The organism is Limnohabitans sp. 2KL-1 (assembly GCF_003063435.1).
Classification (GTDB): domain Bacteria; phylum Pseudomonadota; class Gammaproteobacteria; order Burkholderiales; family Burkholderiaceae_C; genus Limnohabitans_A.
Map to the genome: position 1 here is coordinate 356,416 of NZ_NESL01000003.1, position 25,410 is coordinate 381,825.

At 60.7% G+C, this 25,410-nt stretch carries 25 protein-coding genes, 1 tRNA gene and 1 pseudogene; 17 read left to right on the plus strand and 10 right to left on the minus strand.

The features are described from left to right. Positions 1 to 13: 13 nt before the first annotated feature. Positions 14 to 898: a UTP--glucose-1-phosphate uridylyltransferase GalU gene (gene galU, locus B9Z47_RS09795; protein ID WP_108331207.1), complete on the plus strand. Its 885-nt coding sequence runs from the start codon at positions 14 to 16 to the stop codon at positions 896 to 898. A 115-nt stretch (positions 899 to 1,013) separates the two neighbouring features. Here galU and B9Z47_RS09800 read toward each other — a convergent pair whose 3' ends face one another. Genes B9Z47_RS09800 through cysM form a run of 3 tightly spaced genes read right to left on the minus strand, consistent with a single transcriptional unit; the run spans position 1,014 to position 2,712 of the window. Beyond that, positions 1,014 to 1,241 carry a sulfurtransferase TusA family protein gene (locus tag B9Z47_RS09800; protein WP_199226344.1) on the minus strand — a complete coding sequence of 76 codons (228 nt, stop codon included), beginning with the start codon at positions 1,239 to 1,241 and terminating at the stop codon, positions 1,014 to 1,016. Next, positions 1,241 to 1,798 (minus strand): NUDIX domain-containing protein, encoded by a 558-nt coding sequence (locus B9Z47_RS09805; protein ID WP_108331045.1) that lies wholly within the window; start codon positions 1,796 to 1,798, stop codon positions 1,241 to 1,243. The genes B9Z47_RS09800 and B9Z47_RS09805 overlap by 1 nt, the downstream gene beginning before the upstream one ends. Before the next feature lie 11 nt (positions 1,799 to 1,809). Then, positions 1,810 to 2,712: a cysteine synthase CysM gene (gene cysM / locus B9Z47_RS09810; protein ID WP_108331046.1), complete on the minus strand. Its 903-nt coding sequence runs from the start codon at positions 2,710 to 2,712 to the stop codon at positions 1,810 to 1,812. A gap of 38 nt (positions 2,713 to 2,750) precedes the next feature. Between cysM and B9Z47_RS09815 the strand changes: the two genes are divergently transcribed. Further along, positions 2,751 to 2,835: transfer RNA gene (locus B9Z47_RS09815), tRNA-Leu, on the plus strand. Between the two features lie 67 nt (positions 2,836 to 2,902). Here B9Z47_RS09815 and B9Z47_RS09820 read toward each other — a convergent pair. Further along, the gene (locus tag B9Z47_RS09820) at positions 2,903 to 3,304 is read right to left on the minus strand and encodes an RNA-binding S4 domain-containing protein (protein ID WP_108331047.1); all 402 of its coding nucleotides are present in this window, start codon (positions 3,302 to 3,304) and stop codon (positions 2,903 to 2,905) included. 19 nt (positions 3,305 to 3,323) lie between these two features. Continuing rightward, the gene (locus B9Z47_RS09825; RefSeq protein ID WP_108331208.1) at positions 3,324 to 4,274 is read right to left on the minus strand and encodes an SDR family oxidoreductase; all 951 of its coding nucleotides are present in this window, start codon (positions 4,272 to 4,274) and stop codon (positions 3,324 to 3,326) included. A 47-nt stretch (positions 4,275 to 4,321) separates the two neighbouring features. Between B9Z47_RS09825 and B9Z47_RS09830 the strand changes: the two genes are divergently transcribed. From B9Z47_RS09830 to B9Z47_RS09840, 3 genes are all read left to right on the plus strand, one after another. Continuing rightward, complete coding sequence (locus B9Z47_RS09830) at positions 4,322 to 5,362, plus strand: CDP-6-deoxy-delta-3,4-glucoseen reductase (protein ID WP_108331048.1); 1,041 nt, start codon at positions 4,322 to 4,324, stop codon at positions 5,360 to 5,362. Between the two features lie 169 nt (positions 5,363 to 5,531). Next, positions 5,532 to 6,497: a tripartite tricarboxylate transporter substrate binding protein gene (locus B9Z47_RS09835; RefSeq protein WP_108331049.1), complete on the plus strand. Its 966-nt coding sequence runs from the start codon at positions 5,532 to 5,534 to the stop codon at positions 6,495 to 6,497. A gap of 140 nt (positions 6,498 to 6,637) precedes the next feature. After that, the gene (locus B9Z47_RS09840) at positions 6,638 to 7,018 is read left to right on the plus strand and encodes a DUF655 domain-containing protein (protein WP_108331050.1); all 381 of its coding nucleotides are present in this window, start codon (positions 6,638 to 6,640) and stop codon (positions 7,016 to 7,018) included. Positions 7,019 to 7,092: 74 nt separating this feature from the next. Here B9Z47_RS09840 and B9Z47_RS09845 read toward each other — a convergent pair whose 3' ends face one another. Both B9Z47_RS09845 and B9Z47_RS09850 read right to left on the minus strand, forming a co-directional pair. After that, positions 7,093 to 10,755, minus strand: coding sequence for a hydantoinase B/oxoprolinase family protein (locus B9Z47_RS09845; RefSeq protein ID WP_108331051.1), 3,663 nt, complete (start codon positions 10,753 to 10,755; stop codon positions 7,093 to 7,095). Between the two features lie 33 nt (positions 10,756 to 10,788). Then, positions 10,789 to 11,331, minus strand: a complete 543-nt coding sequence (locus B9Z47_RS09850) for a winged helix DNA-binding protein (RefSeq protein WP_199226346.1) — start codon at positions 11,329 to 11,331, stop codon at positions 10,789 to 10,791. Between the two features lie 205 nt (positions 11,332 to 11,536). On the opposite strand from B9Z47_RS09850, the gene B9Z47_RS09855 reads away from it, so the two are divergent. The 5 genes from B9Z47_RS09855 to crcB all read left to right on the plus strand — a co-directional run bounded on the left by B9Z47_RS09855 (position 11,537) and on the right by crcB (position 15,848). Next, a complete protein-coding gene (locus tag B9Z47_RS09855; RefSeq protein ID WP_108331052.1) occupies positions 11,537 to 12,511 on the plus strand; it encodes a TRAP transporter substrate-binding protein in 975 nt (324 codons plus the stop codon). A gap of 4 nt (positions 12,512 to 12,515) precedes the next feature. Next, a complete protein-coding gene (locus B9Z47_RS09860; protein ID WP_108331053.1) occupies positions 12,516 to 13,025 on the plus strand; it encodes a TRAP transporter small permease in 510 nt (169 codons plus the stop codon). A 6-nt stretch (positions 13,026 to 13,031) separates the two neighbouring features. Continuing rightward, positions 13,032 to 14,333, plus strand: coding sequence for a TRAP transporter large permease (locus tag B9Z47_RS09865; RefSeq protein WP_108331054.1), 1,302 nt, complete (start codon positions 13,032 to 13,034; stop codon positions 14,331 to 14,333). Positions 14,334 to 14,413: 80 nt separating this feature from the next. After that, a complete protein-coding gene (locus B9Z47_RS09870) occupies positions 14,414 to 15,424 on the plus strand; it encodes a recombination-associated protein RdgC (protein WP_233253743.1) in 1,011 nt (336 codons plus the stop codon). 34 nt (positions 15,425 to 15,458) lie between these two features. Further along, the gene (gene crcB / locus B9Z47_RS09875; RefSeq protein ID WP_108331055.1) at positions 15,459 to 15,848 is read left to right on the plus strand and encodes a fluoride efflux transporter CrcB; all 390 of its coding nucleotides are present in this window, start codon (positions 15,459 to 15,461) and stop codon (positions 15,846 to 15,848) included. A gap of 342 nt (positions 15,849 to 16,190) precedes the next feature. On the opposite strand, the gene B9Z47_RS09880 is transcribed toward crcB, so the two are convergent. The 3 genes and pseudogenes from B9Z47_RS09880 to B9Z47_RS19205 all read right to left on the minus strand — a co-directional run. Next, complete coding sequence (locus B9Z47_RS09880; RefSeq protein ID WP_108331056.1) at positions 16,191 to 17,003, minus strand: oxepin-CoA hydrolase, alternative type; 813 nt, start codon at positions 17,001 to 17,003, stop codon at positions 16,191 to 16,193. A 22-nt stretch (positions 17,004 to 17,025) separates the two neighbouring features. After that, positions 17,026 to 17,829 carry an enoyl-CoA hydratase/isomerase family protein gene (locus B9Z47_RS09885; RefSeq protein ID WP_108331057.1) on the minus strand — a complete coding sequence of 268 codons (804 nt, stop codon included), beginning with the start codon at positions 17,827 to 17,829 and terminating at the stop codon, positions 17,026 to 17,028. Between the two features lie 136 nt (positions 17,830 to 17,965). Then, positions 17,966 to 18,074, minus strand: a pseudogene (locus tag B9Z47_RS19205) (nitronate monooxygenase); the annotation flags it as partial. Positions 18,075 to 18,143: 69 nt separating this feature from the next. Here B9Z47_RS19205 and B9Z47_RS09895 point away from each other — a divergent pair. The 7 genes from B9Z47_RS09895 to B9Z47_RS09925 all read left to right on the plus strand — a co-directional run bounded on the left by B9Z47_RS09895 (position 18,144) and on the right by B9Z47_RS09925 (position 25,407). After that, complete coding sequence (locus tag B9Z47_RS09895) at positions 18,144 to 19,340, plus strand: acyl-CoA dehydrogenase family protein (RefSeq protein WP_108331058.1); 1,197 nt, start codon at positions 18,144 to 18,146, stop codon at positions 19,338 to 19,340. Positions 19,341 to 19,349: 9 nt separating this feature from the next. Further along, positions 19,350 to 20,480 (plus strand): acyl-CoA dehydrogenase family protein, encoded by a 1,131-nt coding sequence (locus B9Z47_RS09900; RefSeq protein WP_108331059.1) that lies wholly within the window; start codon positions 19,350 to 19,352, stop codon positions 20,478 to 20,480. Between the two features lie 13 nt (positions 20,481 to 20,493). Beyond that, positions 20,494 to 22,047: a class I adenylate-forming enzyme family protein gene (locus tag B9Z47_RS09905; RefSeq protein ID WP_108331060.1), complete on the plus strand. Its 1,554-nt coding sequence runs from the start codon at positions 20,494 to 20,496 to the stop codon at positions 22,045 to 22,047. 45 nt (positions 22,048 to 22,092) lie between these two features. Then, on the plus strand, positions 22,093 to 22,842 hold the full coding sequence (locus B9Z47_RS09910) for an electron transfer flavoprotein subunit beta/FixA family protein (RefSeq protein WP_108331061.1): 750 nt from the start codon (positions 22,093 to 22,095) through the stop codon (positions 22,840 to 22,842). A gap of 178 nt (positions 22,843 to 23,020) precedes the next feature. Next, positions 23,021 to 23,953, plus strand: a complete 933-nt coding sequence (locus tag B9Z47_RS09915) for an electron transfer flavoprotein subunit alpha/FixB family protein (protein ID WP_108331062.1) — start codon at positions 23,021 to 23,023, stop codon at positions 23,951 to 23,953. An 11-nt stretch (positions 23,954 to 23,964) separates the two neighbouring features. Next, positions 23,965 to 24,426, plus strand: coding sequence for a MaoC family dehydratase (locus B9Z47_RS09920; protein WP_108331063.1), 462 nt, complete (start codon positions 23,965 to 23,967; stop codon positions 24,424 to 24,426). Between the two features lie 183 nt (positions 24,427 to 24,609). Then, the gene (locus B9Z47_RS09925) at positions 24,610 to 25,407 is read left to right on the plus strand and encodes an IclR family transcriptional regulator (RefSeq protein ID WP_108331211.1); all 798 of its coding nucleotides are present in this window, start codon (positions 24,610 to 24,612) and stop codon (positions 25,405 to 25,407) included. The last annotated feature ends 3 nt before the right edge of the window (positions 25,408 to 25,410 follow it).

Consider the following 25,410-nt stretch of genomic DNA (forward strand, 5'->3'; position numbering starts at 1 on the left):
ACAAAAGGAAATCATGAGCCACAACGTCATTCGAAAAGCTGTGTTCCCCGTTGCAGGTTTGGGCACCCGCTTTCTACCTGCCACCAAAGCTGCGCCCAAGGAGATGCTGCCGGTGGTGGACAAGCCACTGATCCAGTACGCCGTGGAAGAAGCCTACAGCGCGGGTGTGCGCCACATGATTTTTGTCACGGGCCGCAGCAAACGGGCCATCGAAGACCATTTCGACACCGCTTACGAACTCGAAAACGAACTCGAAGCTGCGCACAAGCACGAACTTCTGGCCTTGGTGCGCTCGGTCCAGCCAGACGACATGGTGTGTGCCTACGTGCGTCAACCTCGCTCGCTGGGCTTGGGGCATGCGGTACTGTGTGCAGAAGCCATGGTGGGCAACGAGCCCTTTGCTGTGCTGCTGGCCGATGACCTGATGGTCGGCTTGCAAGGTGGGCCTTCTGTACTGAGCCAAATGGTGACCGCCTATGGGCAACAAGGCCGCTCAATTTTGGCCGTGCAGGAAGTGCCACTGGAACACGTCAAGCGCTACGGCATCGTCGCCGGTGAACCCGCTGGCAAACAGCTCATTCGTGTAGAAAAAATAGTGGAAAAACCCAATCCCGACAATGCCCCATCACGCATGGGCGTGGCTGGCCGCTACATTTTGACGCCTGGCATTTTTGAGGAAATCCGCAACCAACCCACAGGCGTGGGTGGCGAAATCCAGTTGACCGATGCAATTGCCCGCCTGATGCAGCGTGAAGCCGTTTACGCCTTCCAATACCACGGCAAACGTTATGACTGCGGCAGCAAGGAAGGTTTTCTGGAAGCCACGGTAGAGCTGGCTTTACAGCACCCGCAAGTGGGTGCCTCGTTTCGGGAATACCTCCAAGGCCTGAACCTTTGAAGTAAAAGGGCTGTCACCTCAACGGCAGCCTTCTTCTGGGGCGTCACTAGCCCCGCGGACTTACAAGGGGCCGTTCTCAGCACACCTGAGAAGCCAAGACACGGCTGGCATGGCATCAGCGGCGTTTGAGTGCAAACACAAAGGACGTTTCGTTCTTTTCCTGCATCACCAAATCATTGCCGGTCTGCCGTGCAAAAGCCTCAAAATCGCGCCAAGCACCCGGGTCAGTGGCAATCACCTTCAGCACCTGGCCGCTGGTCATCTCGTTCAAAGCCTTCTTGGCCTTCAAAATGGGCAAAGGGCAATTCAGGCCACTGGTGTCGATTTCTTTGTCAATGTGCATCATGTGTCCTGATTCGTTTCTTGGCTTTGCGCGGCTCGCTCTTCCCATGTCATGAACTTGGGCTCAATGCCGATGGTGCGCAGCCAATCGCCCAAGGCGTAGCCCGTGCCTGCAGGCCAGCAGATCAGATCCTGGACATCGAACATCTTGTATTCGGCCAGCTCGGGTGACAAACGCACCTCGCCTTCGGCCACTGCATGGTAGGCAATGATCACCTGGTTCATGCGCTGGAAATCGTAAACGCCAATCAACTTGAGGGCCGTCACCTTCAAATTCGTTTCTTCGGCAATCTCCCGCTTGATACCATCTTCGGGCGTTTCACCCGCCTCCATGAAGCCGGTAATCAGCGCAAACCGACGCCCCGGCCAGGCTGCGTTGCGGGCCAGCAAAATTTGATCGCCCACCTGCACAATGCCTGCCAGCACAGGTGTGGGGTTGTTCCAGTGGGTAAAGTCGCAAGCGGTGCAACGCAGGCGCAGGGTCTCGCCCCCGTCTTCCATTTGTGAGAGCCAGGCCAAAGGATTGGCGCATTGCGGACAAAAACGGTATTCAGCCATGAGAACTCCGGTCAGGCGGGAAAAACGCCAGTGGACAAATAACGGTCACCGCGATCACACACGATGAACACGATGGTTGCGTTTTGCGCCGACTTGGCCACCTGCTGCGCCACCCAGCACGCCCCAGCAGCGGAAATGCCGGCAAAAATACCCTCGTTACGGGCCATCTGGCGGCAGGTTTCTTCGGCGTCGCTCTGGCTCACGTAAATCAGCTCGTCCACCTGGCTGGGGTCGTAAATCTTGGGCAGGTATTCCTGGGGCCACTTGCGGATACCCGGAATGCGCGAACCCTCGCTAGGCTGTGCACCAATGATGCGGATCGCCGGATTCTTTTCTTTGAGGCAGCGCGAGACACCCGTGATGGTGCCCGTGGTGCCCATGGCACTGACAAAGTGGGTCACGCGCCCCCCGGTTTGCTCCCAAATTTCCGGGCCGGTGGTTTCGTAATGGATGCGCGGATTGTCAGCGTTGGCAAACTGGTCGAGGATGCGGCCCTTGCCCTGAGCTGCCATGTTGTCGGCCAGATCGCGGGCGTATTCCATGCCACCGCTCTTGGGGGTGAGGATCAGCTCAGCCCCAAAGGCCTTCATGGTCTGGGCGCGCTCAATCGACAAGTCCTCGGGCATGATCAAGACCATGCGGTAACCCTTGATGGCGGCGGCCATGGCCAGTGCAATGCCGGTATTGCCCGAAGTGGCCTCGATCAAGGTATCCCCCGGTTTGATCTCGCCCCGCTCTTCGGCCCGGCGAATCATGGACAAAGCTGGCCTGTCTTTCACAGAGCCCGCCGGGTTGTTGCCCTCCAGCTTCCCAAGAATCACATTGCCCCGTGCTGCCCTGTCGGCAGCGCCTAAACGCTGCAAAGCCACCAAAGGTGTTTTGCCGATCGAATCTTCAATGGTTGGATAAATCATCCCAATAATGTGCCATAATTCGTGTCTTCACAAATACCGCCCGGGTGGTGAAATTGGTAGACTCAGGGGACTCAAAATCCCCCGCCGCAAGGCGTGCCGGTTCGAGTCCGGCCCCGGGCACCAGATCCAAGCCGCAAGTTCCAGCAACTTGCGGCTTTTTTCTTGGGCGGCTCCCCTGTTTATTGCGCCATCAATCGATGCCCGCACTCCAGCGATCGTTCCAGCTGCGCTCAATCTGCCTGCGGTCGCGTTTGGTGGGGCGGCCTTGCTCAATGCTCAGCGCAGGTTCACGGGCCAGGCGGTGTTGCTCAGCGGCTTTTTGACGAGCATCTACGCTATCTGGTGTTTCTTCGTAAAGCAGTTGCGCCACGGGTGCCGGGCCCCGCACGCCACTCACGCCCAAGACCCGCACCGTGCGCTCCATCGCGCCCTGGCGCAGGCGCACCGTGTCACCCACTTTGACCTCACGCGAGGCTTTGGCATCCTGGCCATTGACCTGCACACGGTTCTTGCCAATTTCTTCGCTGGCAATGCTGCGGGTTTTGAAAAAACGTGCGGCCCACAGCCATTTGTCGATGCGCAAGGAATTCATGGTGGGTATCCGGCAAAGATCAGATCAACTTACCCTGCGGGCTCAAGCCGTCGCGCACATGCGGGTAACGCAGCTTGAGCCGCAGTTCCTGCTTCATGCGCGTGTTGTCCAGCCGCCTGGACTCGTTCATGAAGCTCAAAAGCATCAAGGGCAAGGCCGTGTTGGCATCGCTGCGCGAAATGCGGGGCGGCTTGGGCAAACCGTACAAACTGGCAGCCAGGTCAAAGTAGTCGCCCATTTTCAGATCGGTGTCGTCGGTGACGTTGACCACGCGCTGGGGCTTGCCGCGCCACAAGGCCGCAGCGCATGCGCGGGCCAGGTCGTTGGCGTGGATGTGGTTGGTGTAGACATCTTCCTTGGCCACCAGGACCGGAGTGCCCTTGAGCAAGCGCTCACGGGGGGTGCCGCCTTCGCGGTCATGGGCATAAATGCCGGGGATGCGCAACACACTCACCCGCACCCCGCTGCGCCCCAAAAACCGCATCAGGCTTTCAGCATCCACCCGGCGCTGGGCACGAGGCGTATGGGGATTCACCGTTCGGGTTTCGTCCACACGTTGCCCACCGCAATCGCCATAAACGCCTGTGGTGGAGCCGTAGACCAGCACTTGCGGCGGCGTACGCAACCGCAGAGCGCGCACCAAGGCCAGACTGCGCGGATCTCGGTCGGCGGTGCCTTGTCGGTCGGTGGGCGGCGGAGCCAGGTGAATCACCCGGTGGGCGATGCCTGCCAAGCGCCTGAGACTGGCCGCATCGTCCAGGTTGCCCTGCAAAGCTTGGATACCGCAGGCCCGCAGCAAACGCACACGTTCAGGCGTGGAGGTCAGCGCCATCAGCCGCACACGCTGGCTTTGCGGGGCACCCAACTGGCCCGCCGTGCGCAGCCCCACATCGCCACAGCCCACGATCAGGATGCGCTGACGGCGAAATCGGGCGGGCAGTGCGCCCAAGGGGGTTTGGTTTGAAGGCAAAATCAAGGGTTCCGGGTCAAAGACAACCCCTCAAGGATACCCAAAAGATGAGCTTTCAGATTTCAGTGCAGCCCAGCGGCCGCAGCTTCACCGCCGACGACAACGAAACCCTGCTCGCCGCAGGCATTCGCCAGGGCATTGGCCTGCCCTACGGCTGCAAGGACGGCGCTTGCGGTTCGTGCAAATGTAAAAAAATCTCGGGCACCGTGGTGCATGGCCCGCACCAGGCCAAAGCCCTGAGCGACGAAGAAGAGGCCCAGGGCTTGGTGCTGACCTGCTGCGCCACCGCCCAAAGCGACGTGGTGCTCGAATCCAAACAAGTGACCGCCGAAGGCGGCCTGCCCGTCAAAAAGATGCCGGTGCGCGTGGTCAGCCTGGAGAAAAAGTCACATGACGTGATCGTGCTGAAACTTCAACTGCCCGCCAACGACGTGATGAAGTTCCACGCTGGCCAGTACATCGAGTTTTTGCTGCGCGACGGTTCGCGCCGCAGCTACAGCATGGCCAACGCGCCGCACACCCTCGAAGTGGCTCCGCCCACGGTGGAGCTGCACATCCGCCACATGCCCGGCGGCAAGTTCACCGACCCGGTGTTCACAACGATGAAGGAAAAAGACATCCTGCGTGCCGAAGGTCCGTACGGCAGCTTCTACCTGCGTGAGGACAACGAGAAACCCATCGTGCTGCTGGCCTCGGGCACTGGCTTTGCCCCCATCAAAGCCCTGATCGAGCACATGCAGCACCGCGGCATCACCCGCCCGACCACACTGTACTGGGGTGGCCGACGCCCGGCCGACTTGTACATGGCCGACTGGGTCGAAGCCCGTCTGGCCCAGATGCCCAACCTGAAATATGTGCCCGTGATCTCGAACGCCGAAGCCGAAGACCACTGGAGCGGCCGCACCGGCTTTGTGCACCAAGCGGTGTTGCAGGACTTCCCTGATCTGTCGGGCCATCAAGTCTATGCCTGCGGCGCACCCATCGTGGTGGACTCGGCCAAGCGCGACTATGTGGCGAAAGGCGGTTTGCCCGAAGAAGAGTTTTACGCCGACTCGTTCACGTCCGAAGCGGACAAAGCCAAGGCTTGATCGGGTGCTTGGGGTGGCCAGCCTGGTGCACCCCGCCCCACCCCAGCGTCTTTGTGAAAGGCTGCCCCCAGCAGCCGAATGACCGCACCAGCCACAACAGGCATTCGCGAGCAGAGGCTCGCTTCCACAAGATGCCTTTGCACTGACCTTCTTTCGCCAGGAGCCTGAAATGACTTTGATCACCCGCCGCCAATTTGCTGCCGCATCCCTCGCACTCAGTGCCCCCGCTTGGGCGCAAGGCAAGCCGATCCGCATCATCGTGCCTTACGCACCCGGTGGGCCGATCGACGTCACCGCGCGGGCTTTGGCCGAACGGGTGAAAGACAGCTTGGGCACGGTGATCATCGAGAACCGCCCCGGCGCGGGTGGAAATCTGGGCGCTGACCTGGTGGCCAAAGCCGCACCCGATGGCCTGACCATCGGCATCGCGGCCACGGCCACGCACGCGATCAACCCTTGGTTGTTTGCCAAGATGCCTTATGACGCCAGCCGGGACTTTGCGCCCATCACGCAAATGCTGCGCGTGCCCAATGTGCTGGTGATGAACGCCGAGACTGCGCAACGCCTGAAAATCAACAGCATGGCCGATCTGGTTGCTTATGCCAAAGCCAATCCTGCGAAGCTCAATTTCGGTTCGGGCGGCAACGGCAGCGCAGGTCACCTGGCCGGTGAAATGTTCAAACGCGCTGCGGGCATTTTCGCGGTGCACATCCCCTACAACGGCGGCAACCCGGCTCAGCTCGCCTTGTTGTCCGGTCAAGTCGACTTCAACTTCGACAACCTGGCCACGGCCGCGGCCAACATCAAGGCAGGCCGACTCAAGGCCCTGGCGGTCACCACCGCCCAGCGCAGCACCGCACTGCCCGAGATTCCCAGCATGAGTGAAACCCTGAAAGACTTCGAAATCGACACCTGGTGGGGCCTGGTGGCACCGGCGGGCACTGCGCGGGATGTGGTGGAACGACTGAACAAGGCTTTTGCGACAGCGCTGCATGCACCGGAGACCCACGCACGCTTTGCCCAGCTTCTGGCGGAGCCCGTCGGCAACTCACCCGAACAATTTGCGGCATTCATGAAAAAAGAACTGGCACGCTACGAAACCGTGGTCAAAGCCAGTGGGGCAAAAGTCGATTGATCCGATCCACCGACCCATCCACAGATTCATTCAAATACATTTGTTTTCAATTTTTTCTTTTCAACGCTTCCAGTCTGTGCACAGCTTTCTCACAATGAACTGACCTGCACATTTTTGCAGTTAACCAGAGGAGCGCAGATATGTTGAAAAAAATCGCAAGTGTATTGCTGACTATCGGGTTCGCTGGCCTGACTTGGGCCCAACAAATTGATTTGAACAAGGCTTCCGAGATCGAACTCGATGCCCTCAAGGGCGTGGGACCGGTACTGACCAAAGAGGTGATGAACGAGCGCAAAAAAGCGCCCTTCAAGAACTGGGACGATGTGACCAGCCGGGTCAAGGGCATTGGGCCGCAAAAGGCCAGCAGCTTGTCCGAACAAGGCGTTCGGGTGCAAGGCATCGCTTATGCCGGCCAAGCGAGCGAGAAAAAAGCGGCCAAAGATGCTGGCAAAGACACCAGCAAAGCTGCATCCAAAAGCGGCGAGGTCTCCGCTGGCAAAGCACCCTCGGCCAAGAACTGATTGGGCATGAACAAGGTACGGGCGGGCAGATGTGTCCGTACCAGCCCTGCACAACAGGCCTTAGAAACCGCCATTCACCCTCGCCCGAAGCCACCGCCACCCGGCGTGTGGATTTCAAACACATCACCCGCTAGCATCTCGACCTGGCCAATGTGCGCCAGCTCTTGCACGCTGCCATCGCTGCGCACCACCCGGTTGATGCCCGGCAGGCCGCTGTACCCGCCCGCCATGCCAAAGGCCGGATGGATGCGCCCATTGGACAAAATGCCTGCCGTCATCGGCTCCAGAAAACGCACCCGGCGCACACCGCCATCGCCGCCATGCCAGCGCCCCGCGCCGCCTGAGCCCTGGCGGATCGCGTAACTTTCCAGCCGCACCGGAAAGCGGAACTCCAGCACCTCCGAGTCCGTGAGGCGTGAATTGGTCATGTGGGTTTGCACGACCGAGGTGCCATCAAAACCACCCACCAGTTGGCCCTGAGCGTCAAAGCGGCCACCCGCCCCGCTGCCACCCGAAATCGTTTCGTAATACTGCACCCGCGCATTGCCAAAGGTGAAGTTGTTCATGGTCGGCTGGCTGCCCGCCATCACGCCCAAAGCGCCAAACAGCGCGTTGGTGATGCAGGTTGAGGTTTCCACATTGCCCGCCACCACCGATGCGGGCGGGTTGGGGTTGAGCATGGAGCCCTGGGGAATGATGACCTTGAGCGGCTTCAGGCAACCCGCGTTCAGCGGAATGTCGTCGTCCACCAAGCTGCGGAACACGTACAGCACCGCCGCCATGCACACCGCCCGGGGCGCGTTGAAGTTGTTGGGCAGCTGGGCACTGGTGCCGGTGAAGTCGATCTCGGCCGTGCGCTCACCCGCATTCACGCGAACCGCCACCTGGATCTGCGCACCGTTGTCCAGCGGCAAGGTGAAGGCACCGTCTTTGAGGCGCGTGATGACGCGGCGCACCGATTCTTCGGCGTTGTCCTGCACATGACGCATGTAGGCCTGCACCACGTCCAAGCCAAACTGCTCCACCATGCGGCGCAGCTCTTGCACGCCTTTTTCATTGGCGGCAATTTGCGCTTTCAGGTCGGCCATGTTTTGCGCCGGGTTGCGCGAAGGGTATTCGCCGCTTTGCAGCAGCGCCACCATCTCGGCTTCGCGCAAATGGCCCGCCTCGACCAGCTTAACGTTGTTGATCTGCACGCCCTCTTCTTCGATGCGTGTGGAAAACGGCGGCATGGAACCGGGCGTGAGCCCGCCCACATCGGCATGGTGTCCGCGTGAGCCCACATAAAAAACTGGCTCGGCGTGGCCGTCCAGATACACGGGCGTGATCACCGTGATGTCGGGCAAGTGCGTGCCGCCGTGGTACGGGTCGTTCAGCACAAACACATCGCCCGGCTGCATGCGCCCCTTGTTTTCGTGGATCACGGTCTGAATGCTCTCGCCCATCGAGCCCAGATGCACCGGCATGTGCGGCGCATTGGCAATCAGCTGCCCCTGGGCGCTGAACAAGGCGCAGGAGAAGTCCAGGCGCTCCTTGATGTTGACCGAGTAAGCGGTGTTTTGCAGCTGCAACCCCATTTGCTCGGCGATGTTCATGAACAGGTTGTTGAACACCTCCAGCAGCACCGGGTCGGCCTGCGTACCTGCAGCGTGTTGCACCGCGCGAGCTTGCACCCGCACCAGCAGCAAATGGTCCAGCGCAGTCAGTCGCGCTTGCCATCCGGGCTCCACCACCGTGGTGGCATTTTTCTCGGCAATGATGGCCGGACCGTCGATCACATCGCCGGGGCGCATGTCTTCGCGCACCACCAGGGCAGCGTCTTGCCACTGGGCCACGCCTTGCGCATTGGCGGCATAGACCTGCACCGTGTCGCGGCGCGGCACTTCGCGCTCGGGGTGCAAGGTGTGCGCCGCCTCTTCGGGCGCATCACCGGGCAGCACGGCCTCGACCGACACCGCCTCGACCACCAAGGCCTTGCCTTGCATCAAGAAGGCAAAACGCTGACGGTACGAGGCCTCAAAGCCCGCCACCAACTGAGCCTGATCACCCCAGGGCACGACCAGCGCCGAGTCGGTGCCTTCGTAACGCAAATGCACACGTTGGCGCAGCTCGATGCGGTGGGCGCTGCCCGCATCCCCACCCATTTGCGCCAGCAAAGCCTGGCGGGTGGATTCGCCCAAGGCCTGCAAACGCGCGGCCATCAGGGGCATGGCCTCAGCGTCCAGGCGACGCTCCACCGATTCCTCGCGCATCACGTTCTGGTCGGCCAGGCCCATGCCGTAAGCCGACAGCACACCCGCCAGCGGGTGCACCAGCACCTGCGACATGCCCAAAGCATCGGCCACCAAACAAGCGTGCTGCCCGCCAGCACCACCAAAGCACTGCAAGGTGTAGCGCGTCACGTCATAGCCCCGCGCCACCGAAATTTTCTTGATCGCGTTGGCCATCTGCTGCACGGCGATCTGGATGAAACCGTGCGCCACGTCTTCGGCAGCGCGTCCGGTTTGCTGGGCCAGTTGGTCAAAATGCCCGCGCACCACCTCGGCGTCCAGCGGCTGGTTGGCATCAGGCCCAAACACTGAGGGGAAAAACCCCGGCTGCACCTTGCCCACCATCACGTTCGCATCGGTCACGGCCAGCGGCCCGCCACGGCGGTAACTGGCAGGGCCGGGGTTAGCCCCCGCGCTTTGCGGCCCCACCCGAAAACGCGCACCGTCATAGGCCAAGAGCGAGCCACCACCCGCCGCCACGGTGTGGATGCTCATCATCGGCGCACGCATGCGCACACCCGCCACCTGGGTTTCAAACTCGCGCTCGAACTGACCGGCAAAGTGCGACACATCGGTGGATGTGCCCCCCATGTCAAAACCAATCACCTTGTCGTGCCCGGCCAGCTGCGCGGTACGGGCCATGCCCACAATGCCGCCCGCCGGGCCACTCAGAATCGCGTCTTTGCCCGCAAACACCTGCGCGTCCGTCAAGCCGCCCGAAGATTGCATGAACATCAGCTTCACGCCCGGCATCTCGCTGGCCACTTGGTCCACATAGCGGCGCAGGATGGGCGACAGATAGGCGTCCACCACCGTGGTGTCGCCCCGGCTGACCAGCTTCATCATCGGGCTGGTCTGGTGCGAGGTGCTGACCTGGGTGAAGCCCACCTCACGCGCCAAGCGAGCCGCCGCCTGCTCGTGCGCCGTGTGCCGCCAGCCATGCATGAACACCACCGCCACCGAGCGCACACCTTGCGCGTGCCAATGCATCAATTGGGTGCGCAAATGCGCTTCATCGAGTGGCTGCAACACCTCGCCATCCACCGCCACCCGCTCTTGCGCCTCGACCACCGCGCTGTAGAGCAACTCAGGCAGAACAATCTGGCGGTCAAACAAGCGCGGGCGGTTTTGGTACGCGATGCGCAGCGCATCACCAAAACCCTGTGTGGTCACCAGCAGCGTGGCTTCGCCCTTGCGCTCCAGCAAGGCGTTGGTAGCCACCGTGGTGCCCATCTTCACGCACTCCACCTGCTCGGGCGTGACCGGTTCACCGGCTTTCAGGCCCAGCAAATGGCGAATGCCCGCCACCGCCGCATCGCGGTATTGCTCTGGGTTTTCGCTCAGCAGCTTGTGCGTCACAAGCGTGCCGTCGGGCCGCTTGCCCACCACGTCGGTGAAGGTGCCGCCCCGGTCGATCCAGAATTGCCAACGGTTTTTGCCAGGAAGAGTACTGCGGGATTCGGTCATGGGTTACTTTTAAAAATCAGGTTGAAACTGGATTCACAAAGAGGCTGCGGCACGTGCCGCCTGGTCGTACATGCCCGAGAGCACACGCAGCAACCGGGCCAACTCGCCAATGTCGCGGTTCAGGCCATCGTCGGCTTTGAGGGCATCGATCAAACAGCTTTCGCGGATTTCGCGGTAACGCTGCACGTAAGCACGACCCTCGTCAGTGGCGGCATAGGTCACTTCCTTGCCATGCTTTTGCGACACCACCACGCCCAGGCCTTGCAGCTTTTTCAGGGCGTAATTCACCAAATGGGTGTCTTCGATGTTCATGATGAAGCAGATGTCGGCCAGGCGCTTGTCACGCGCGCGGTGCGTGACGTGGTGCAGCACCAGCACATCCAGCGGCGTGAGGTCCTTCAGGCCGGCTGCTGCCATGCAGTGGATGATCCAGCGGTGAAACGCGTTGCCCGCCACGATCAAGCCAAATTCGAACTCGCTCATCTCGGCACTGTCGGGCGAAACCAGATGGGCCGAGGACACGATGGGGCTGGCGGCGGAGATGCTCAAGGAATTTTTGCGCAGCATGGTTTGCATCAAGGCTTGGAAGATGACAAAGTCTATGTCTGATGCCGACGATTTGCCAACAATTTGTTGACATTAAGGGAAAACACCGATCACGGATCGGGCCCGCCTTGCCTACAGTGAGGACCTGACAGATGCAGCCGATGCACGCCCAAAGCGGGCACCTTTCTTGCACTGCCCAGTGGACCGTTCAATTCCATCGTTTACAGGAGTTTTCATGCAACGTCGTGCCCTTCACCTCAGCCTGTTGGCTGGCCTGCTCGCTGTTTCCGGTTTTGTGTCCGCCCAAACGAAATGGGACCTGCCCGCCGCTTACCCGGCCACCAACTTCCACTCGGTCAACATGACCCAGTTTGCAGCCGACGTGGACAAAGCCACCGCAGGCAAACTGAAAATCACGGTGCATGCCAACGCTTCCCTCTTCAAGGCCCCTGAGATCAAGCGTGCCGTGCAAGGCGGTCAGGCCCAGCTGGGCGAAATTTTGCTGGTCAATTTCCAGAACGAATGGCAACCCTTTGGCGCGGACGGCCTGCCCTTTTTGGCCGACAGCTACGACGAATCCATGAAGCTCTACAAGGCCCAAAAGCCGCTGCTGGACAAGAAGCTGGCCGAGCAAGGCATGATGCTTTTGTACTCGGTGGCCTGGCCTCCGCAAGGCATTTACAGCAAAAAACCCATCAACAGCGCAGCCGACCTCAAGGGCATCAAGTGGCGCGCCTACAGCCCCACCACCGCCAAGATTGCTGAACTGGTTGGCGCTCAGCCTGTGACGGTGCAAGCGGCCGAGTTCTCGCAGGCCCTGGCCACAGGCGTGGTCGAGTCGACCATGACCTCGGGTGCAACGGGCGTGGACAGCAAGCTGTATGAACACCTCAAGTACTACTACGACGTGCAGGCTTGGTTGCCCAAAAACGCTGTGATCGCCAACAAAAAAGCTTTTGACGCGCTGGACAAGCCCACCCAAGACGCCTTGCTCAAAGCGGCTGCTGTGGCCGAAACCCGGGGCTGGGCCGAATCACGCAAGGTCAACACCACCACTCTGGAAACCCTCAAGGCCAATGGCATGACGGTGGCTCCTCCTTCGGCGCAACTCAAAGCCGACATGAAGAAGGTGGGCGACACCATCATGAAGGAATGGCTGGAAAAGTCCGGGGCTGAAGGCAAAGCCATCGTCGATGCGTTCAACCGCTGATCGCATGCGCCGACTGCTCAATGCGATTTATGCCAGCACCGCCGCCCTGGCGGCGCTGTGCATGTGCGGCCTGCTGTTCATGGTGCTGTTGTCCGTCTTGAGTCGGCAGCTCCATGTGCATGTGCCCGGCACCGATGCCTATGCGGGCTATCTCATGGCCGGGGCGGGCTTTTTGGCGCTGGCCCACACCTTGAAGCGCGGTGAGCACATCCGCGTGACCTTGGTGCTGGGCATGTTCAAGGGCGCAGCCCGCCGGGGCATGGAAGTGTTCAGCCTGTCGCTGGCCAGCCTTCTGGCCTGTTTGTTCGCCTTCTACAGCTGCCGCCTGATGTGGCAATCCATCGAGTTTCATGACATCTCGACCGGCAATGACGCCACGCCTTTGTGGATTCCGCAGCTGGCCATGGCGCTGGGCACGGTGATTTTTGCCTTGGCCTTCGTGGATGAACTGGTGCTGGAAATCCGGGGCGAACGTACTGCCCCCGACAGCGGCGAGATGCTGCGCAACGAATGACTCGCCATGAATGACTTGATGATCACGGGGCTGCTGGTCCTGACCTTGTTTTTTATTTTGGGCAGTGGCGTGTGGATTGGCCTCACGCTCTCGGGCGTGGCTTGGGTGGGCATGCAAATGTTTTCCGCCAGACCCGCGGGAGACGCCATGGCCGTGACCATCTGGGGCTCGGCATCGAGCTGGACCCTGACGGCCCTGCCGCTGTTCATCTGGATGGGCGAGATTTTGTTTCGCACACGCCTGAGCCAGGACATGTTCAAAGGCCTGGCCCCTTGGATGCAGGCCCTGCCCGGGCGCTTGCTGCACACCAATGTGGTGGGCTGCGCGATCTTTGCTGCGGTGTCGGGCTCGAGCGCGGCCACCTGCGCCACGATCGGCAAGATGACCTTGCCAGAGCTGCAAAAACGCGGCTACCCCGAAGACATGGTCATTGGCACCCTGTCTGGTTCAGGCACCTTGGGTCTGTTGATCCCGCCATCCATCATCATGATCGTGTACGGCGTGGCGGCCGATGTGTCGATTGCCCAGCTCTTCATCGCCGGGGTCTTGCCCGGTCTGCTGCTGGCCGGGCTGTTTTCGGGTTACATCATCGTCTGGTCGCTGCGACACCCCGACCAGATCCCGCCGCGTGATGCGCCCATGAGCTTCATGCAGAAACTGCAGGCATCGAGCAGCCTGATCCCGGTGGTCTTGCTGATTGCGGCAGTGTTGGGGTCTATTTACACCGGCTTTGCCACCGCCACCGAAGCGGCAGCCGTGGGCGTGGTGGGCTCCTTGGCCTTGTCAGCACTTCAGGGCTCCATGAGCTGGGCCGTATTCAAGGACGCCCTGATGGGGGCCACGCGCCTGTACTGCATGATCGCGCTGATTTTGGCGGGGGCTGCATTTTTGACCTTGTCCATGGGCTACATCGGCTTGCCACGCCACTTGGCCGAATGGATCGGCGGGTTGGGTTTGAGTCCTTTTGCGCTCATCATGGCCCTCATGGTTTTTTTCGTCATCCTCGGTTGCTTTCTGGATGGCATCTCCATGGTGGTGCTGACCATGGGCGTGCTCATGCCCACGGTGCAAAAAGCAGGCATTGATCCGATCTGGTTTGGCATCTTCGTCGTGTTTGTGGTCGAGATGGCGCAGATCACGCCGCCCGTGGGCTTCAACCTGTTTGTGCTGCAAGGCATGACGGGCAAACAGCTCCCCTACATTGCCCGGGTGTCCATGCCCATGTTCTTCCTGATGGTGGGCGCGGTGATGCTGATTTACTTTGTCCCGGGCATCGTGACCTGGCTGCCCACGCAGATGAAACTCTGAGCTTGGGGCCAGGTTCATCCTCTATGATTCAACCCGTCCCCAGAGGACGGGTTGTTCGTTTGGGACGATAAGGATTGTTTGTGTTCAAAAATGTGATGGTTTACCGCATCGGCGAGGGCTTTGCGCCCACACTGGCCGATGTGCAGACGGCGCTGGAGCCGGTGCAGTTTGTGGAATGTGGCGCGAGCCAGGAAAAGTCGATCGGCTGGGTGCCGCCACGCGGCGAGGCCCACGGCCCGCTGGTCGAGTCGGTGGCCGGGCAATGGATCATGAAACTCATGATCGAGTCCAAGGCGGTGCCCGGCAATGTGGTGCGCCGCAAGGCCGATGAACGCATCGCCGAGATCGAAGCGGCCACGGGCCGAAAGCCCGGCAAAAAAGAAAAACGCGACCTGATGGACGACGTGCTGCTGTCCTTGCTGCCGCAGGCTTTTGCGCGCCAGTCCAGCGTGCTGGTGTGGATGGACCTGGACAACCGCCGACTGGTGCTGAACGCGGGCAGCCAGGGCAAGGCCGACGAAGTCATGTCGGCGCTGATGAACGTGCTGGCAGGCCTGTCGGTGTCGCTGATCCAGACAGTGACCTCGCCTCAGGCGGCCATGACCCAATGGCTGTTGGCCCCCACCGAAGACGAGTGGCCCGCCGACCTGACGGTGGAGCGCGAAACCGTGCTCAAGTCCACTGGCGAAGACGCGGCCAGCGTGCGCTTTACCCGCCACCACCTGGCCAACGACGATGTGCGCAAGCATGTGATGGAAGGCAAACTGCCCACGCAACTGGCGCTCAGCTGGGACGGTCGCGTGGCCTTTGTGCTGACCGAGACGCTGCAGCTGAAAAAAGTGCAATACCTCGACGGCGTGATGGACGAGTCGGGCACCGACAAGAATGAAGACCGGTTTGACGCCGATGTGGCGCTTTCCACCGGCTTGCTGGGGCCGCTGATCGACAGCCTGATCGAGGCCTTGGGCGGCGAAATGGAACTGGGCGCAGCTGCGGCTGACCCAGCCATTCCCAACCCGACGCGCACCGTGGTGAACTCGACCGTCGCAACAGGCGCTGCTGCAGCAGACAACGAAGACCCACCGTTTTAACCGCCGGTAACCCGAAGCCGAAAGGACCCGCCCCATGCGCACGGTGATCGCGATTTGCCTGGGTGCTTGTGTGGGGGCGCTCTCGCGCTGGCAGCTGGGCCTGTGGCTCAACCCCGCGCCTGGCAACGCGGGCCTGCTGCCCTGGGGCACGTTGGCGGCCAACCTGATCGGCGGTTATTTGGTGGGCTTGTGCGTGGGCGTGTTCCAGCAACTGCCTGAGTTGGACCCGGTGTGGCGACTGGCACTGGTCACTGGCTTTTTGGGTGCACTGACCACCTTCTCCAGCTTCTCAGCCGAAGTGGTCACCATGCTGCAACAAGGCCGCTTTGCGCTGGCGGCAGGTACGGCCAGCATGCACTTGTTCGGCTCGCTGGCACTCACGGTGCTGGGGCTCAAAACCGTGGGTCTACTCTGGGCGCGGTGATCGAGCAAGGGGCGGGTTTGCAGCGGTTGCTGCCAGTCGTGATTCGCCATCACTTCTGGGCTTCTCCCCAGTAGCAGTCACTCGAACTCACTAACAACAGCTACTTCGCTGACCGGTTTCAGATGAACAACTGAAATTGGAAAAGTTCAGGATCGCAGCAAATAGATGAAAGTCCGCATTCTGTGGATGCAAAAGGGTACTACCGACCAGATGGAGTCAATACCCCAAGCGTCTCCTTGACCCACTGAACGCGTTTGGTTGACGTGAAGTTCGTGCACACAAAGTCAGTTTATCGCAGGCATAAAAAAGGAAGCTTTTCTGGCACCCCCTCACCACACGCATCTATGGCCGTCGCAGCTTGACAAAATCCACCTGGCGCTTCTCCAGAAAGGCCCCGATGCCCTCCTGCGACTCGTCGGATTCCTGAGAAAGCACCATCGAGTGTGCTTCCTGCTCCAGTTGCTCTTCCAGCGTTTGGAAATAAGCATTGCGACAAAGTGACTTGATGCTGGCCATGGCCTGTTGCGGCCCAGTGGCCAACTGCCTGGCCAGGAGCAAGGCCTGCGCCAAGGCATCGCCGGGTTCTGTCAGCCGATTGACGGCCCCTAGGGCATGCATACGTTCGCCGCTGATGCGCTCACCCGTCAAGCAAAGCTCCGTCAAGACCTGACGCGATACGAATTCCGCCAGGAAGGCGGTGGCGCCGCCATCAGGCGTCAAACCGACCTTGACGTAGGCGACAGAGAACACTGCATTTTTGGCCGTCACCAGCATGTCACAGGCCATTGCCAGGGACAGTCCTGCGCCGGCAGCAGCGCCTTCGACTGCAGCAATCACGGGCTTTGGGCAATCCCCCACAGCCCGAATCAGGTCGTGCAGCCCTTCGAGTCGCACACGCCGTTGTGCCTGCGTTAACTCCCGGCTTTTGGCCAGTCTGCGCAGATCGCCACCTGAACAAAAATGCCCACCCTCTCCCGTCAGAACGACTGCGCCGACTGTGGGATCGGTGGCAGCTTCCCGCAATGCAACGGTCATGGCCTCGTAGTAGCCGGCAGTCAGCGCATTGCGTGCACCCGTGTTGTTGTTGGACAGGATCAATACAGCCCCATCACGCCGAGTCAACAAAGGCGAAGATTCATTGAAATCCAATGTCATGTGTTTTTTCCTTTGAAGAGTTTCATTGACCGATGAACTGAGCCGGCCGCTTCTCCATGAACGAGCGCATGCCTTCCTTGAAGTCCTTTGTGCGTGTCAGCTGCAGGAACTGCAAAAAGACATGGTGCACATGGTCATTGAAGCCCTCGGACAAGCCCATCCGCATCAGGCGCTTGGCACTTTGCACCGCGAGTGGTGCGTTTTGGCAAATGTCATCAACGATCGACATGGCACGGGCCTTCTCCTCCTCGTTTGAAAAGCCGAAGTTCACCAAGCCCAGATCCAGACTTTGCTGCAGGTCCAAGTTCTTGCCTGTGAAGATGACTTGTGCGGCCTTTGCCCAACCCAGCATGCGCGGCAAGTACCAGGTGCCGCCCGATTCCGGCACCACGCCCCGCTTGACGAAGGCAGGCGATAACTTGGCCTGCTGACTCATGATGCGCAGGTCACACCCCAGCGCCAGATCCAGCCCGTATCCCGCTGCTGAACCGTTGAGAAGACAGATGGTCGGCTTGTCGAGGTTGTGCAGAACCGTAGGCGGCGCGGTGCGCAAGTCCAGATTCACCTGGACCTTGCTGCCCGAAGCATCGGAGCCTATCCCCTCGCCCTGGAGCGCATCCTGGATGTCCAACCCCACACAAAATGCTTTGCCCGCACCGGTCAGGACAATGGCACGGACCTGCGGGTCCTGGTTGGCCTGCAGCAGCCGCGCACTCAGGCTGTCAAGCATCGTGCGCGTGATGGCGTTGAGCCGCTCTGGTCGATTCAAGGTGATGGTGGCGACATAGCCATCCACTTGGTACAAAACTTCGTTTTCGTTTGTCATGTCGGTTGCTTTCGAAAGGTTAGAAAGATTGCATCGCCCAAGGCAAGCGCTTGCCCACCAGGGCACTGGCTTCGTTCACGATGCGGGACACCAATAGCTGAATACCAGGGATGTCATGGATCCATCCCGCCACTGTGCCGCCCGCGTTGGACACCGCAGAAGAAAGCGCTGCCTTGCCGACGCAGTGCATGCCCCTGGACGATGGGGTGCGCGATGCCAAAAAGTTCTGTGATGCGTGTTTTCACGGCAATCCTCAAAATGGATTTATAATCTGCATTGCAGAACTATATTCCATTTTTAAAAGGATACTCCGCATGGAACTGACCTTTACACCCGAGGAAGAAGCTTTCCGCACCGAAGTGCAGAGCTTTCTGAAGCAGCACCTTCCTGAACGTCTGTCGTCTCAAATTCGTGAGGGCCTGCAGCTGAGCAAGGCCGACGTGGAGGAATGGCACGCCATCCTCAACCGCCAAGGCTGGCTGGCCAACCACTGGCCTGAGCAATACGGCGGCCCCGGCTGGAGCGCTGTCCAAAAGTTCATCTTCGAACTCGAATGCGCGCTCGCGCACACGCCTCGCATCGTGCCTTTTGGGGTCGGCATGCTCGGCCCCGTGCTCATCAAGTACGGCAACGAGGCGCAAAAACGCTACTGGTTGCCTCGCATCCTCAGTGGTGAAGACTGGTGGTGTCAGGGCTATTCCGAGCCCGGTGCAGGCTCCGATCTGGCGGGCGTCAAAACCACCGCAGTGCGTCAGGGCGATCACTACATCGTCAACGGCCAGAAGACCTGGACCACGCTGGGCCAGCATGCCAACATGATCTTCTGCCTGGTGCGCACCGACAAGGACGCCAAGAAACAGGAAGGCATCAGCTTTCTGTTGGTCGACATGAACTCGCCCGGCGTGGAAGTGCGCCCCATCATCACGCTCGACGGCGAGCACGAAGTCAACGAAGTCTTCTTCACCGACGTGAAAGTGCCCGTGGAAAACCTGGTGGGCGAGGAAAACAAGGGCTGGACCTGCGCCAAATACCTGCTGACCTATGAGCGAACCAACATCGCCGGCGTTGGCTTTTCGGTGGCAGGACTGGAAAAACTCAAGATCGCCACCTCGCGTGTGATGCACAAGGGCAAACCTTTGCTGCAAGACCCCCTGTTCGCCACCCGTCTGGCCAAGTTGGAGATCGATCTGGAGAACATGAAGACCACCAACTTGCGCGTGATCGCGGCGGTGGCGGGTGGCGGTGTGCCGGGCGCCGAGAGCTCCATGCTCAAGATCCGTGGCACCGAGATCCGGCAAGAGATGCTGTCTCTGATGCGCCGGGCGATGGGGCCCTATGCCCTGCCGTTCATCGAAGACGCCTTGCACGCCGACTACGACGGGCCGCAGGTTGGCCCCGCAGAAGCAAAAACTGCCGCCGCGCAGTATTTCAATTACCGCAAGCTGTCCATCTTTGGCGGCTCCAATGAAATCCAGAAAAACATCATCTCCAAGATGATCCTCGGACTGTGAGGCCTGAACATGAACTTTGAACACACCGAAGACCGGCGCATGCTCGCCGACACGCTGGATCGCTATCTGGCAGAACAATACCCCATCGATGCACGCCATGCGGCGGCGGCCTCTCCCATCGGCTACAGCGAGTCCGTCTGGAACGGTCTGGCTGAATTGGGTGCCATCGGCGCCCTCTTCCCCGAGTCCGTGGGCGGATTTGGCGGCGACGCATTCGACGTGACCGTGGTTTTCGAAAGCCTGGGCAAGGGCCTGGTGATTGAACCTTTCCTGGGCGCGCTCGTCGTCGGCCGCGCCATCCTGTCGGCCGGAACGGACTCACAAAAATCCCTGCTGGGTAACTTGCTGGACGGCAGCACGGTGGCCAGTCTTGCGCACGACGAGGCCGATGGCCACTACGAACTCTCGCATGTGACTTTGAAGGCCACGCGCGAGGGTGAGGCTTATGTCCTTGACGGCCACAAGGGCGTGGTCATCCACGCCGAGCGCGCCGGACTTTTCCTGGTCAGTGCACGCACCAGCGGCGCTGCAGACGACGAAGCTGGCATTTCGCTGTTCCTGGTGCCGAGCGACGCTGTCGGCCTGAGCCGTCAAGGTTATGGCCGTGTGGACGGTGGTCGCGCCGCAGAGCTGACCTTCAAGCAAGTGCAATTGCCCGCATCAGCCATGTTGGGTGCCGAAGGACAGGGTTTTGCCGTGCTGGAGCAAGCCGTGGCCTGGGGCCTGCTGGCGCTCTGCGCCGAAGCTGTCGGTGTCATGGACGTGGCCAAGCAAATGACGCTGGAATACCTGCGCACCCGAAAACAGTTTGGCGTGCCCATCGGCAGCTTTCAGGCTCTGCAACACCGCATGGCCGATGTGCTGCTGGAAATCGAGCAGGCGCGCTCGGCCGTCATCAATGCGGCCGCTGCGATGCAAGCCGATCGCATCACGCGTGAACGCGCGATCTCGGCGGCCAAGTTTTCCATCGGTCGCATCGGCACCCTGGTCGCTGAAGAAAGCATTCAGATGCACGGTGGCATCGGCATGACTTGGGAGCTGCCCATGACGCACTACGCCAAGCGCCTCGTGATGATCGATCACCAGCTCGGTGACGAGGACCATCACCTGGCTCGGTATATTGCGCTGGCCCCTCACTGAATTCGCCAGCACCATGCCCCAAGCCATCACACCTGAATCGCCTTTCTGCACCATCACCCAGCTGGTGCGCGAGCACGCCCGTGAGCGGCCCGATGAACCTGCGATGTGTGATGAGCAGCAGGCCCTGAGCTGGCAAGCGCTCGACCGCCTGATGGACCGCGTGGCCGCTGCGCTGCAGCGCGACGGTTTGCACCCAGGCGACGCCATCGCGATTTGCGCCCAGAACTCTGTGCGCTACGCGGCCCTCTACCTCGGCGCTCTGCGCGCCGGGGTGGTGGTGGCGCCCATGGCCCCCTCGGTCACGGCCGAGAGTCTGGCGCAGATGGTGCACGATGCGCAGGCCCAACGCATGTTCGCCGACACCCGCACGCGCGAATTGTTGCCACCCGGTGTGACCGTGGTCTGGTTGGATGCGGCAGCAGATCCAGGATCGGAGGCCGGACCGGCTTTTGACGACTGGCTGGCCCCCGCAGGCGTTGCGCCACAAGCTGTGGACGTGCCAGCCGAGGCCACTTTCAACATCATCTATTCCTCGGGCACCACAGGCACCCCCAAGGGCATCGTGCAATCACATGGCATGCGCTGGCAACACGTTTGCCGCGGCGCACGCTACGGCTACAGCACGCAAACCCGGACGCTCTTGTCCACGCCGCTGTACTCCAACACCACCCTGGTGGTGTTTTTCCCCACCCTCGCGTTCGGTGGGTGCGTGCACCTGATGTCCAAATTCGACGCACACCGCTACCTTGAAACCGCCGCCGCCAAGCGCATCACCCACACCATGCTGGTGCCGGTGCAGTACCAGCGCATCATGGCGCTGCCGGAATTCGAGCGATATGACTTGTCGGCCTTCCACATGAAGTTCTGCACGAGTGCCCCCTTTCAGGCCACGATCAAGGCCGATGTGCTGGCCCGCTGGCCCGGCGGGCTGGTGGAGTTCTACGGCATGACCGAAGGCGGTGGGACATGCATCCTGAATGCGCACGAACACCCCAACAAGCTGCACACCGTGGGTCAGCCGGCGCCGGGTCACGACATTCGGCTCATCGACGAAGAAGGCCACGAGCTGCCTGCGGGCGCGATGGGCGAGGTGGTCGGCCGTTCGGGCGCCATGATGGCAGGCTACCACCGGCAACCCGCCAAAACCCGTGAAGTCGAATGGTTCGATGCCGCCGGTCAGCGCTTCATCCGTACGGGCGATGTGGGCCGCTTCGATGAAGACGGTTTCCTCGTGCTGATGGACCGCCGCAAGGACATGGTCATCAGCGGCGGTTTCAACATCTACCCCAGCGACCTCGAAGCCCTGCTGCGCCAACACCCCGCCGTGGACGATGTGGCCGTGGTGGGTGTGCCCTCGGTGCAATGGGGTGAAACGCCTGTGGCTTTCGTCGTGCGGCGTGCGGGCCATGCCACCGAAGAGGTCCAGCTCATGGCGTGGCACAACGCCCAATCCGGCAAGACACAAAGACTGGCCGCTGTGCAATTCATCGACGAACTGCCACGCAGCGCGATCGGCAAGGTACTCAAGCGCGAACTGCGCGAGCGCCTGCAAACCCCAGTGCCATGAACGAACCCATCCTTTTTTATATTGAACCTGCTTCAGGAGATTCCCATGAAAATTCTCATTCCCGTCAAACGGGTGGTGGACTACAACGTCAAGGTCCGCGTCAAGAGTGACAACAGCGGTGTGGACATCGCCAACGTCAAGATGAGCATGAACCCCTTTGACGAGATCGCTGTCGAAGAAGGCGTGCGCCTGAAAGAAAAAGGCGTGGCCACCGAAGTGATCGTGGTGTCGTGCGGTATGTCGCAATGTCAGGAAGTGCTGCGCACCGCCATGGCCATTGGCGCTGACCGGGCCATTCTGATCGAATCGGATGTTGAATTACAGCCCTTGGCCGTGGCGAAATTGCTCAAGGCATTGGTCGACAAAGAGCATCCGGGACTGATCATTCTGGGCAAGCAGGCTATCGACGACGACTGCAACCAGACCGGACAGATGCTGGCTGCGCTGGCCGATCTCCCCCAGGCCACCTTTGCTTCCAAAATCGAAGTAATCGACGGCAAAGCCAACGTGACTCGCGAAATCGACGGCGGTCTGGAAACCCTGACCTTGACCTTGCCTGCGGTCATCACCACCGACCTGCGCCTGAACGAGCCACGCTACGTGACGCTGCCCAACATCATGAAGGCCAAGAAAAAGCCGATGGACACCTTCAAGCCCGAAGACTTCGGGGTGGATGTGACGCCGCGCATCAAGACCCTCAAAGTGGCAGAGCCTGCCAAGCGCAGCGCTGGCATCAAGGTGCCCGATGTCGCCACGCTGGTGGACAAACTCAAGAACGTGGCCAAGGTCATTTGAGGTGCAGCGTTGAGCGTTGGGTGTTCAGCGTGAAAAGCTCAAAGCAATGCCCAATGCGCTGTATGCAGTCTCTGGCGCTCAACCCTCAACCCCTGACGCTCAACGCCCAAACCTTAACGCCCAACCCCTGACGCCCAACGCTCAACCCCTAACGCTTAACGCTTAACGCTCAACCATCATGACTTCTCTCGTCATTGCCGAACACGACAACGCATCCATCAAGGGCGCGACCCTCAACACCATCACCGCCGCTGCCGCTTGCGGTGGTGATGTGCATGTGCTGGTGGCTGGCCACAACTCAGGCGCTGCGGCTGCCGCTGCTGCGCAAATCGCCGGCGTGGCCAAAGTGATCCATGCCGACAGCGAAAGCCTGGCCCACGGCCTGGCCGAAAACGTCGCAGCCCAGGTGATTGCCATCGCTGCCAATTACAGCCACATCCTGTTTCCCGCCACTGCCGCTGGCAAGAACGTCGCCCCCCGCGTGGCGGCCAAGCTGGACGTGGCCCAGATCAGCGACGTGACCAAAGTCGATTCGGCCGACACCTTTGAGCGCCCGATCTACGCCGGTAACGCCATGGCCACGGTGCAGTCCACCGACGCCACCAAAGTCATCACCGTGCGCACCACAGGCTTTGACGCCGCAGCCGCCACAGGTGGCAGCGCTGCCGTCGAATCCGCAGCCGCGCAAGCAGACAGCGGCAAGAGCAGCTTCAAGGGCAGCGAGATCGCCAAGAACGACCGCCCCGAACTCACGGCCGCCAAGATCATCGTCTCGGGTGGCCGTGCCCTGGGCAGCAGCGAGAAGTTCAACGAAGTGATGACCCCGCTGGCCGACAAGCTGGGCGCGGCCATTGGCGCAAGCCGCGCAGCGGTCGATGCCGGTTACGCGGCCAACGACCTGCAGGTCGGCCAGACCGGCAAGATCGTCGCACCTCAGCTGTATGTCGCTTGCGGCATCTCGGGCGCGATCCAGCACTTGGCGGGTATGAAGGACTCCAAAGTGATCGTGGCGATCAACAAGGACCCTGAAGCGCCGATTTTCAGCGTGGCCGATTTTGGCCTCGAAGCCGATCTGTTTGCTGCGGTGCCTGAACTGACTGGCGCACTCTGAAAGAAGTCATCATGCAAACCTTTGAAGCCTCTTGCCTGGATGAACTGGCCGGCCATGTGGGCAAGACCCTGGCCATCAGCGACTGGTTGACCATTTCCCAGGAGCGCATCCAGCAGTTTGCCGAAGTCACCGGCGACCTGCAGTGGATCCACCTCGATACAGAACGTGCCCGCCGCGAGTCGCCTTACGGTACGACCATCGCACACGGTTACCTGACGCTGTCACTCTTGCCAGGCCTGTCTCAGAGCTGCATCACGGTGCAAGGGACCCGCATGGCCGTGAACTATGGCCTCAACCGGGTGCGCTTCATGGCACCGGTCCGGGTGGATGCCCGCATCCGTGCCCACTTCACCCTGCAATCCTACGAGGTTCTGCCCGGCGGCGCGCAGGTCATCTGGCAAGCGCAGGTGGAGGTTGAGGGCAGTGACAAACCCGCCTGCATGGCGGAGATGGTTTCGCGCCGCTATGTCTGACCTGCCCGTGCAGGCAGCAGCTGGCGAGCGCATGGCCAAGCCCCAGGCGGTCAGAGTGTCAGCACACTTAGAACAATCTGGGGTACAGTCCTGTCTCGATTTGCAGAATGAGGTTCCATCGTGAGCGCAGCTACCGCCCAACCGGCCATCGAGGCGTCAGAAGCCAACTCTGGTGGACAGGCCATCCGTCCCAAACGCGCCAGCACCGATCACAAACCCAAGGAAGACCGTCACTTTGTGACGGCGCTTGCCCGAGGCCTCGAAGTCCTGGCCTGCTTTCGCCATGGTGAAACCACCTTGAGCAATCAGGAGCTGGCGCTGCGCTGCAAACTGCCCAAGTCCACGGTGTCGCGTCTAACCATGACGCTCACCAAACTCGGCTACCTGATCCATATTGAAGAAAGCGGGCGTTACCGTTTGGGTACGGCCTGCCTGGCGCTGGGCAGCGCCCTGCTGGCCAAGCTGGATGTGCGCAAGATCGCACACCCTTTGATGCAGGAACTGGCGAATCTCACGGGCACCTCAGTGTCACTTGGTGTTCGCGACAAGCTCTCAATGATTTACGTGGAACACTGTCGCAGCAACGCCGCGCTCACCCTCACGTTGGACGTGGGTTCGCGCATGCCACTGGTCGCCTCTGCCATCGGCAGGGCTTGGCTGGCCGCCGCGTCCGATTCCGATCGCGAGCAGGCACTGGCCCAGGCCCGTGAACTTGATGTAAAGGCCTGGCCTGGCATGCAGGCCGGCGTGAACAAGGCGATGGAAGACTACCGCACGCTGGGTGTGACATGCTCGTTTGGCGACTGGAACAAGGAAGTCAACGGCATTGCTCGGGCCTTCGATCCGGGCAATGGTCTGCCCATCATGGCTATCAACGTCGGTGGGCCATCGTACAACCTCACGCCCGAGTTTCTGATCAACGAAGTCAGACCCAAGCTGCTTGATTTGGTGCGTGCCATCGAAGATGCGCTGCCGCAATGAAAT

What these genes read in the sequence shown, in the direction of transcription:
- galU (WP_108331207.1), top strand. Translation starts at nt 14, where the DNA reads ATGAGCCACAACGTCATTCGAAAAGCTGTGTTCCCCGTTGCAGGTTTG.
- B9Z47_RS09800 (WP_199226344.1), bottom strand. Translation starts at nt 1,241, where the DNA reads ATGCACATTGACAAAGAAATCGACACCAGTGGCCTGAATTGCCCTTTG.
- B9Z47_RS09805 (WP_108331045.1), bottom strand. Translation starts at nt 1,798, where the DNA reads ATGGCTGAATACCGTTTTTGTCCGCAATGCGCCAATCCTTTGGCCTGG.
- cysM (WP_108331046.1), bottom strand. Translation starts at nt 2,712, where the DNA reads ATGATTTATCCAACCATTGAAGATTCGATCGGCAAAACACCTTTGGTG.
- B9Z47_RS09820 (WP_108331047.1), bottom strand. Translation starts at nt 3,304, where the DNA reads ATGAATTCCTTGCGCATCGACAAATGGCTGTGGGCCGCACGTTTTTTC.
- B9Z47_RS09830 (WP_108331048.1), top strand. Translation starts at nt 4,322, where the DNA reads ATGAGCTTTCAGATTTCAGTGCAGCCCAGCGGCCGCAGCTTCACCGCC.
- B9Z47_RS09835 (WP_108331049.1), top strand. Translation starts at nt 5,532, where the DNA reads ATGACTTTGATCACCCGCCGCCAATTTGCTGCCGCATCCCTCGCACTC.
- B9Z47_RS09840 (WP_108331050.1), top strand. Translation starts at nt 6,638, where the DNA reads ATGTTGAAAAAAATCGCAAGTGTATTGCTGACTATCGGGTTCGCTGGC.
- B9Z47_RS09845 (WP_108331051.1), bottom strand. Translation starts at nt 10,755, where the DNA reads ATGACCGAATCCCGCAGTACTCTTCCTGGCAAAAACCGTTGGCAATTC.
- B9Z47_RS09850 (WP_199226346.1), bottom strand. Translation starts at nt 11,331, where the DNA reads ATGCAAACCATGCTGCGCAAAAATTCCTTGAGCATCTCCGCCGCCAGC.
- B9Z47_RS09855 (WP_108331052.1), top strand. Translation starts at nt 11,537, where the DNA reads ATGCAACGTCGTGCCCTTCACCTCAGCCTGTTGGCTGGCCTGCTCGCT.
- B9Z47_RS09860 (WP_108331053.1), top strand. Translation starts at nt 12,516, where the DNA reads ATGCGCCGACTGCTCAATGCGATTTATGCCAGCACCGCCGCCCTGGCG.
- B9Z47_RS09865 (WP_108331054.1), top strand. Translation starts at nt 13,032, where the DNA reads ATGAATGACTTGATGATCACGGGGCTGCTGGTCCTGACCTTGTTTTTT.
- crcB (WP_108331055.1), top strand. Translation starts at nt 15,459, where the DNA reads ATGCGCACGGTGATCGCGATTTGCCTGGGTGCTTGTGTGGGGGCGCTC.
- B9Z47_RS09880 (WP_108331056.1), bottom strand. Translation starts at nt 17,003, where the DNA reads ATGACATTGGATTTCAATGAATCTTCGCCTTTGTTGACTCGGCGTGAT.
- B9Z47_RS09885 (WP_108331057.1), bottom strand. Translation starts at nt 17,829, where the DNA reads ATGACAAACGAAAACGAAGTTTTGTACCAAGTGGATGGCTATGTCGCC.
- B9Z47_RS09895 (WP_108331058.1), top strand. Translation starts at nt 18,144, where the DNA reads ATGGAACTGACCTTTACACCCGAGGAAGAAGCTTTCCGCACCGAAGTG.
- B9Z47_RS09900 (WP_108331059.1), top strand. Translation starts at nt 19,350, where the DNA reads ATGAACTTTGAACACACCGAAGACCGGCGCATGCTCGCCGACACGCTG.
- B9Z47_RS09905 (WP_108331060.1), top strand. Translation starts at nt 20,494, where the DNA reads ATGCCCCAAGCCATCACACCTGAATCGCCTTTCTGCACCATCACCCAG.
- B9Z47_RS09910 (WP_108331061.1), top strand. Translation starts at nt 22,093, where the DNA reads ATGAAAATTCTCATTCCCGTCAAACGGGTGGTGGACTACAACGTCAAG.
- B9Z47_RS09915 (WP_108331062.1), top strand. Translation starts at nt 23,021, where the DNA reads ATGACTTCTCTCGTCATTGCCGAACACGACAACGCATCCATCAAGGGC.
- B9Z47_RS09920 (WP_108331063.1), top strand. Translation starts at nt 23,965, where the DNA reads ATGCAAACCTTTGAAGCCTCTTGCCTGGATGAACTGGCCGGCCATGTG.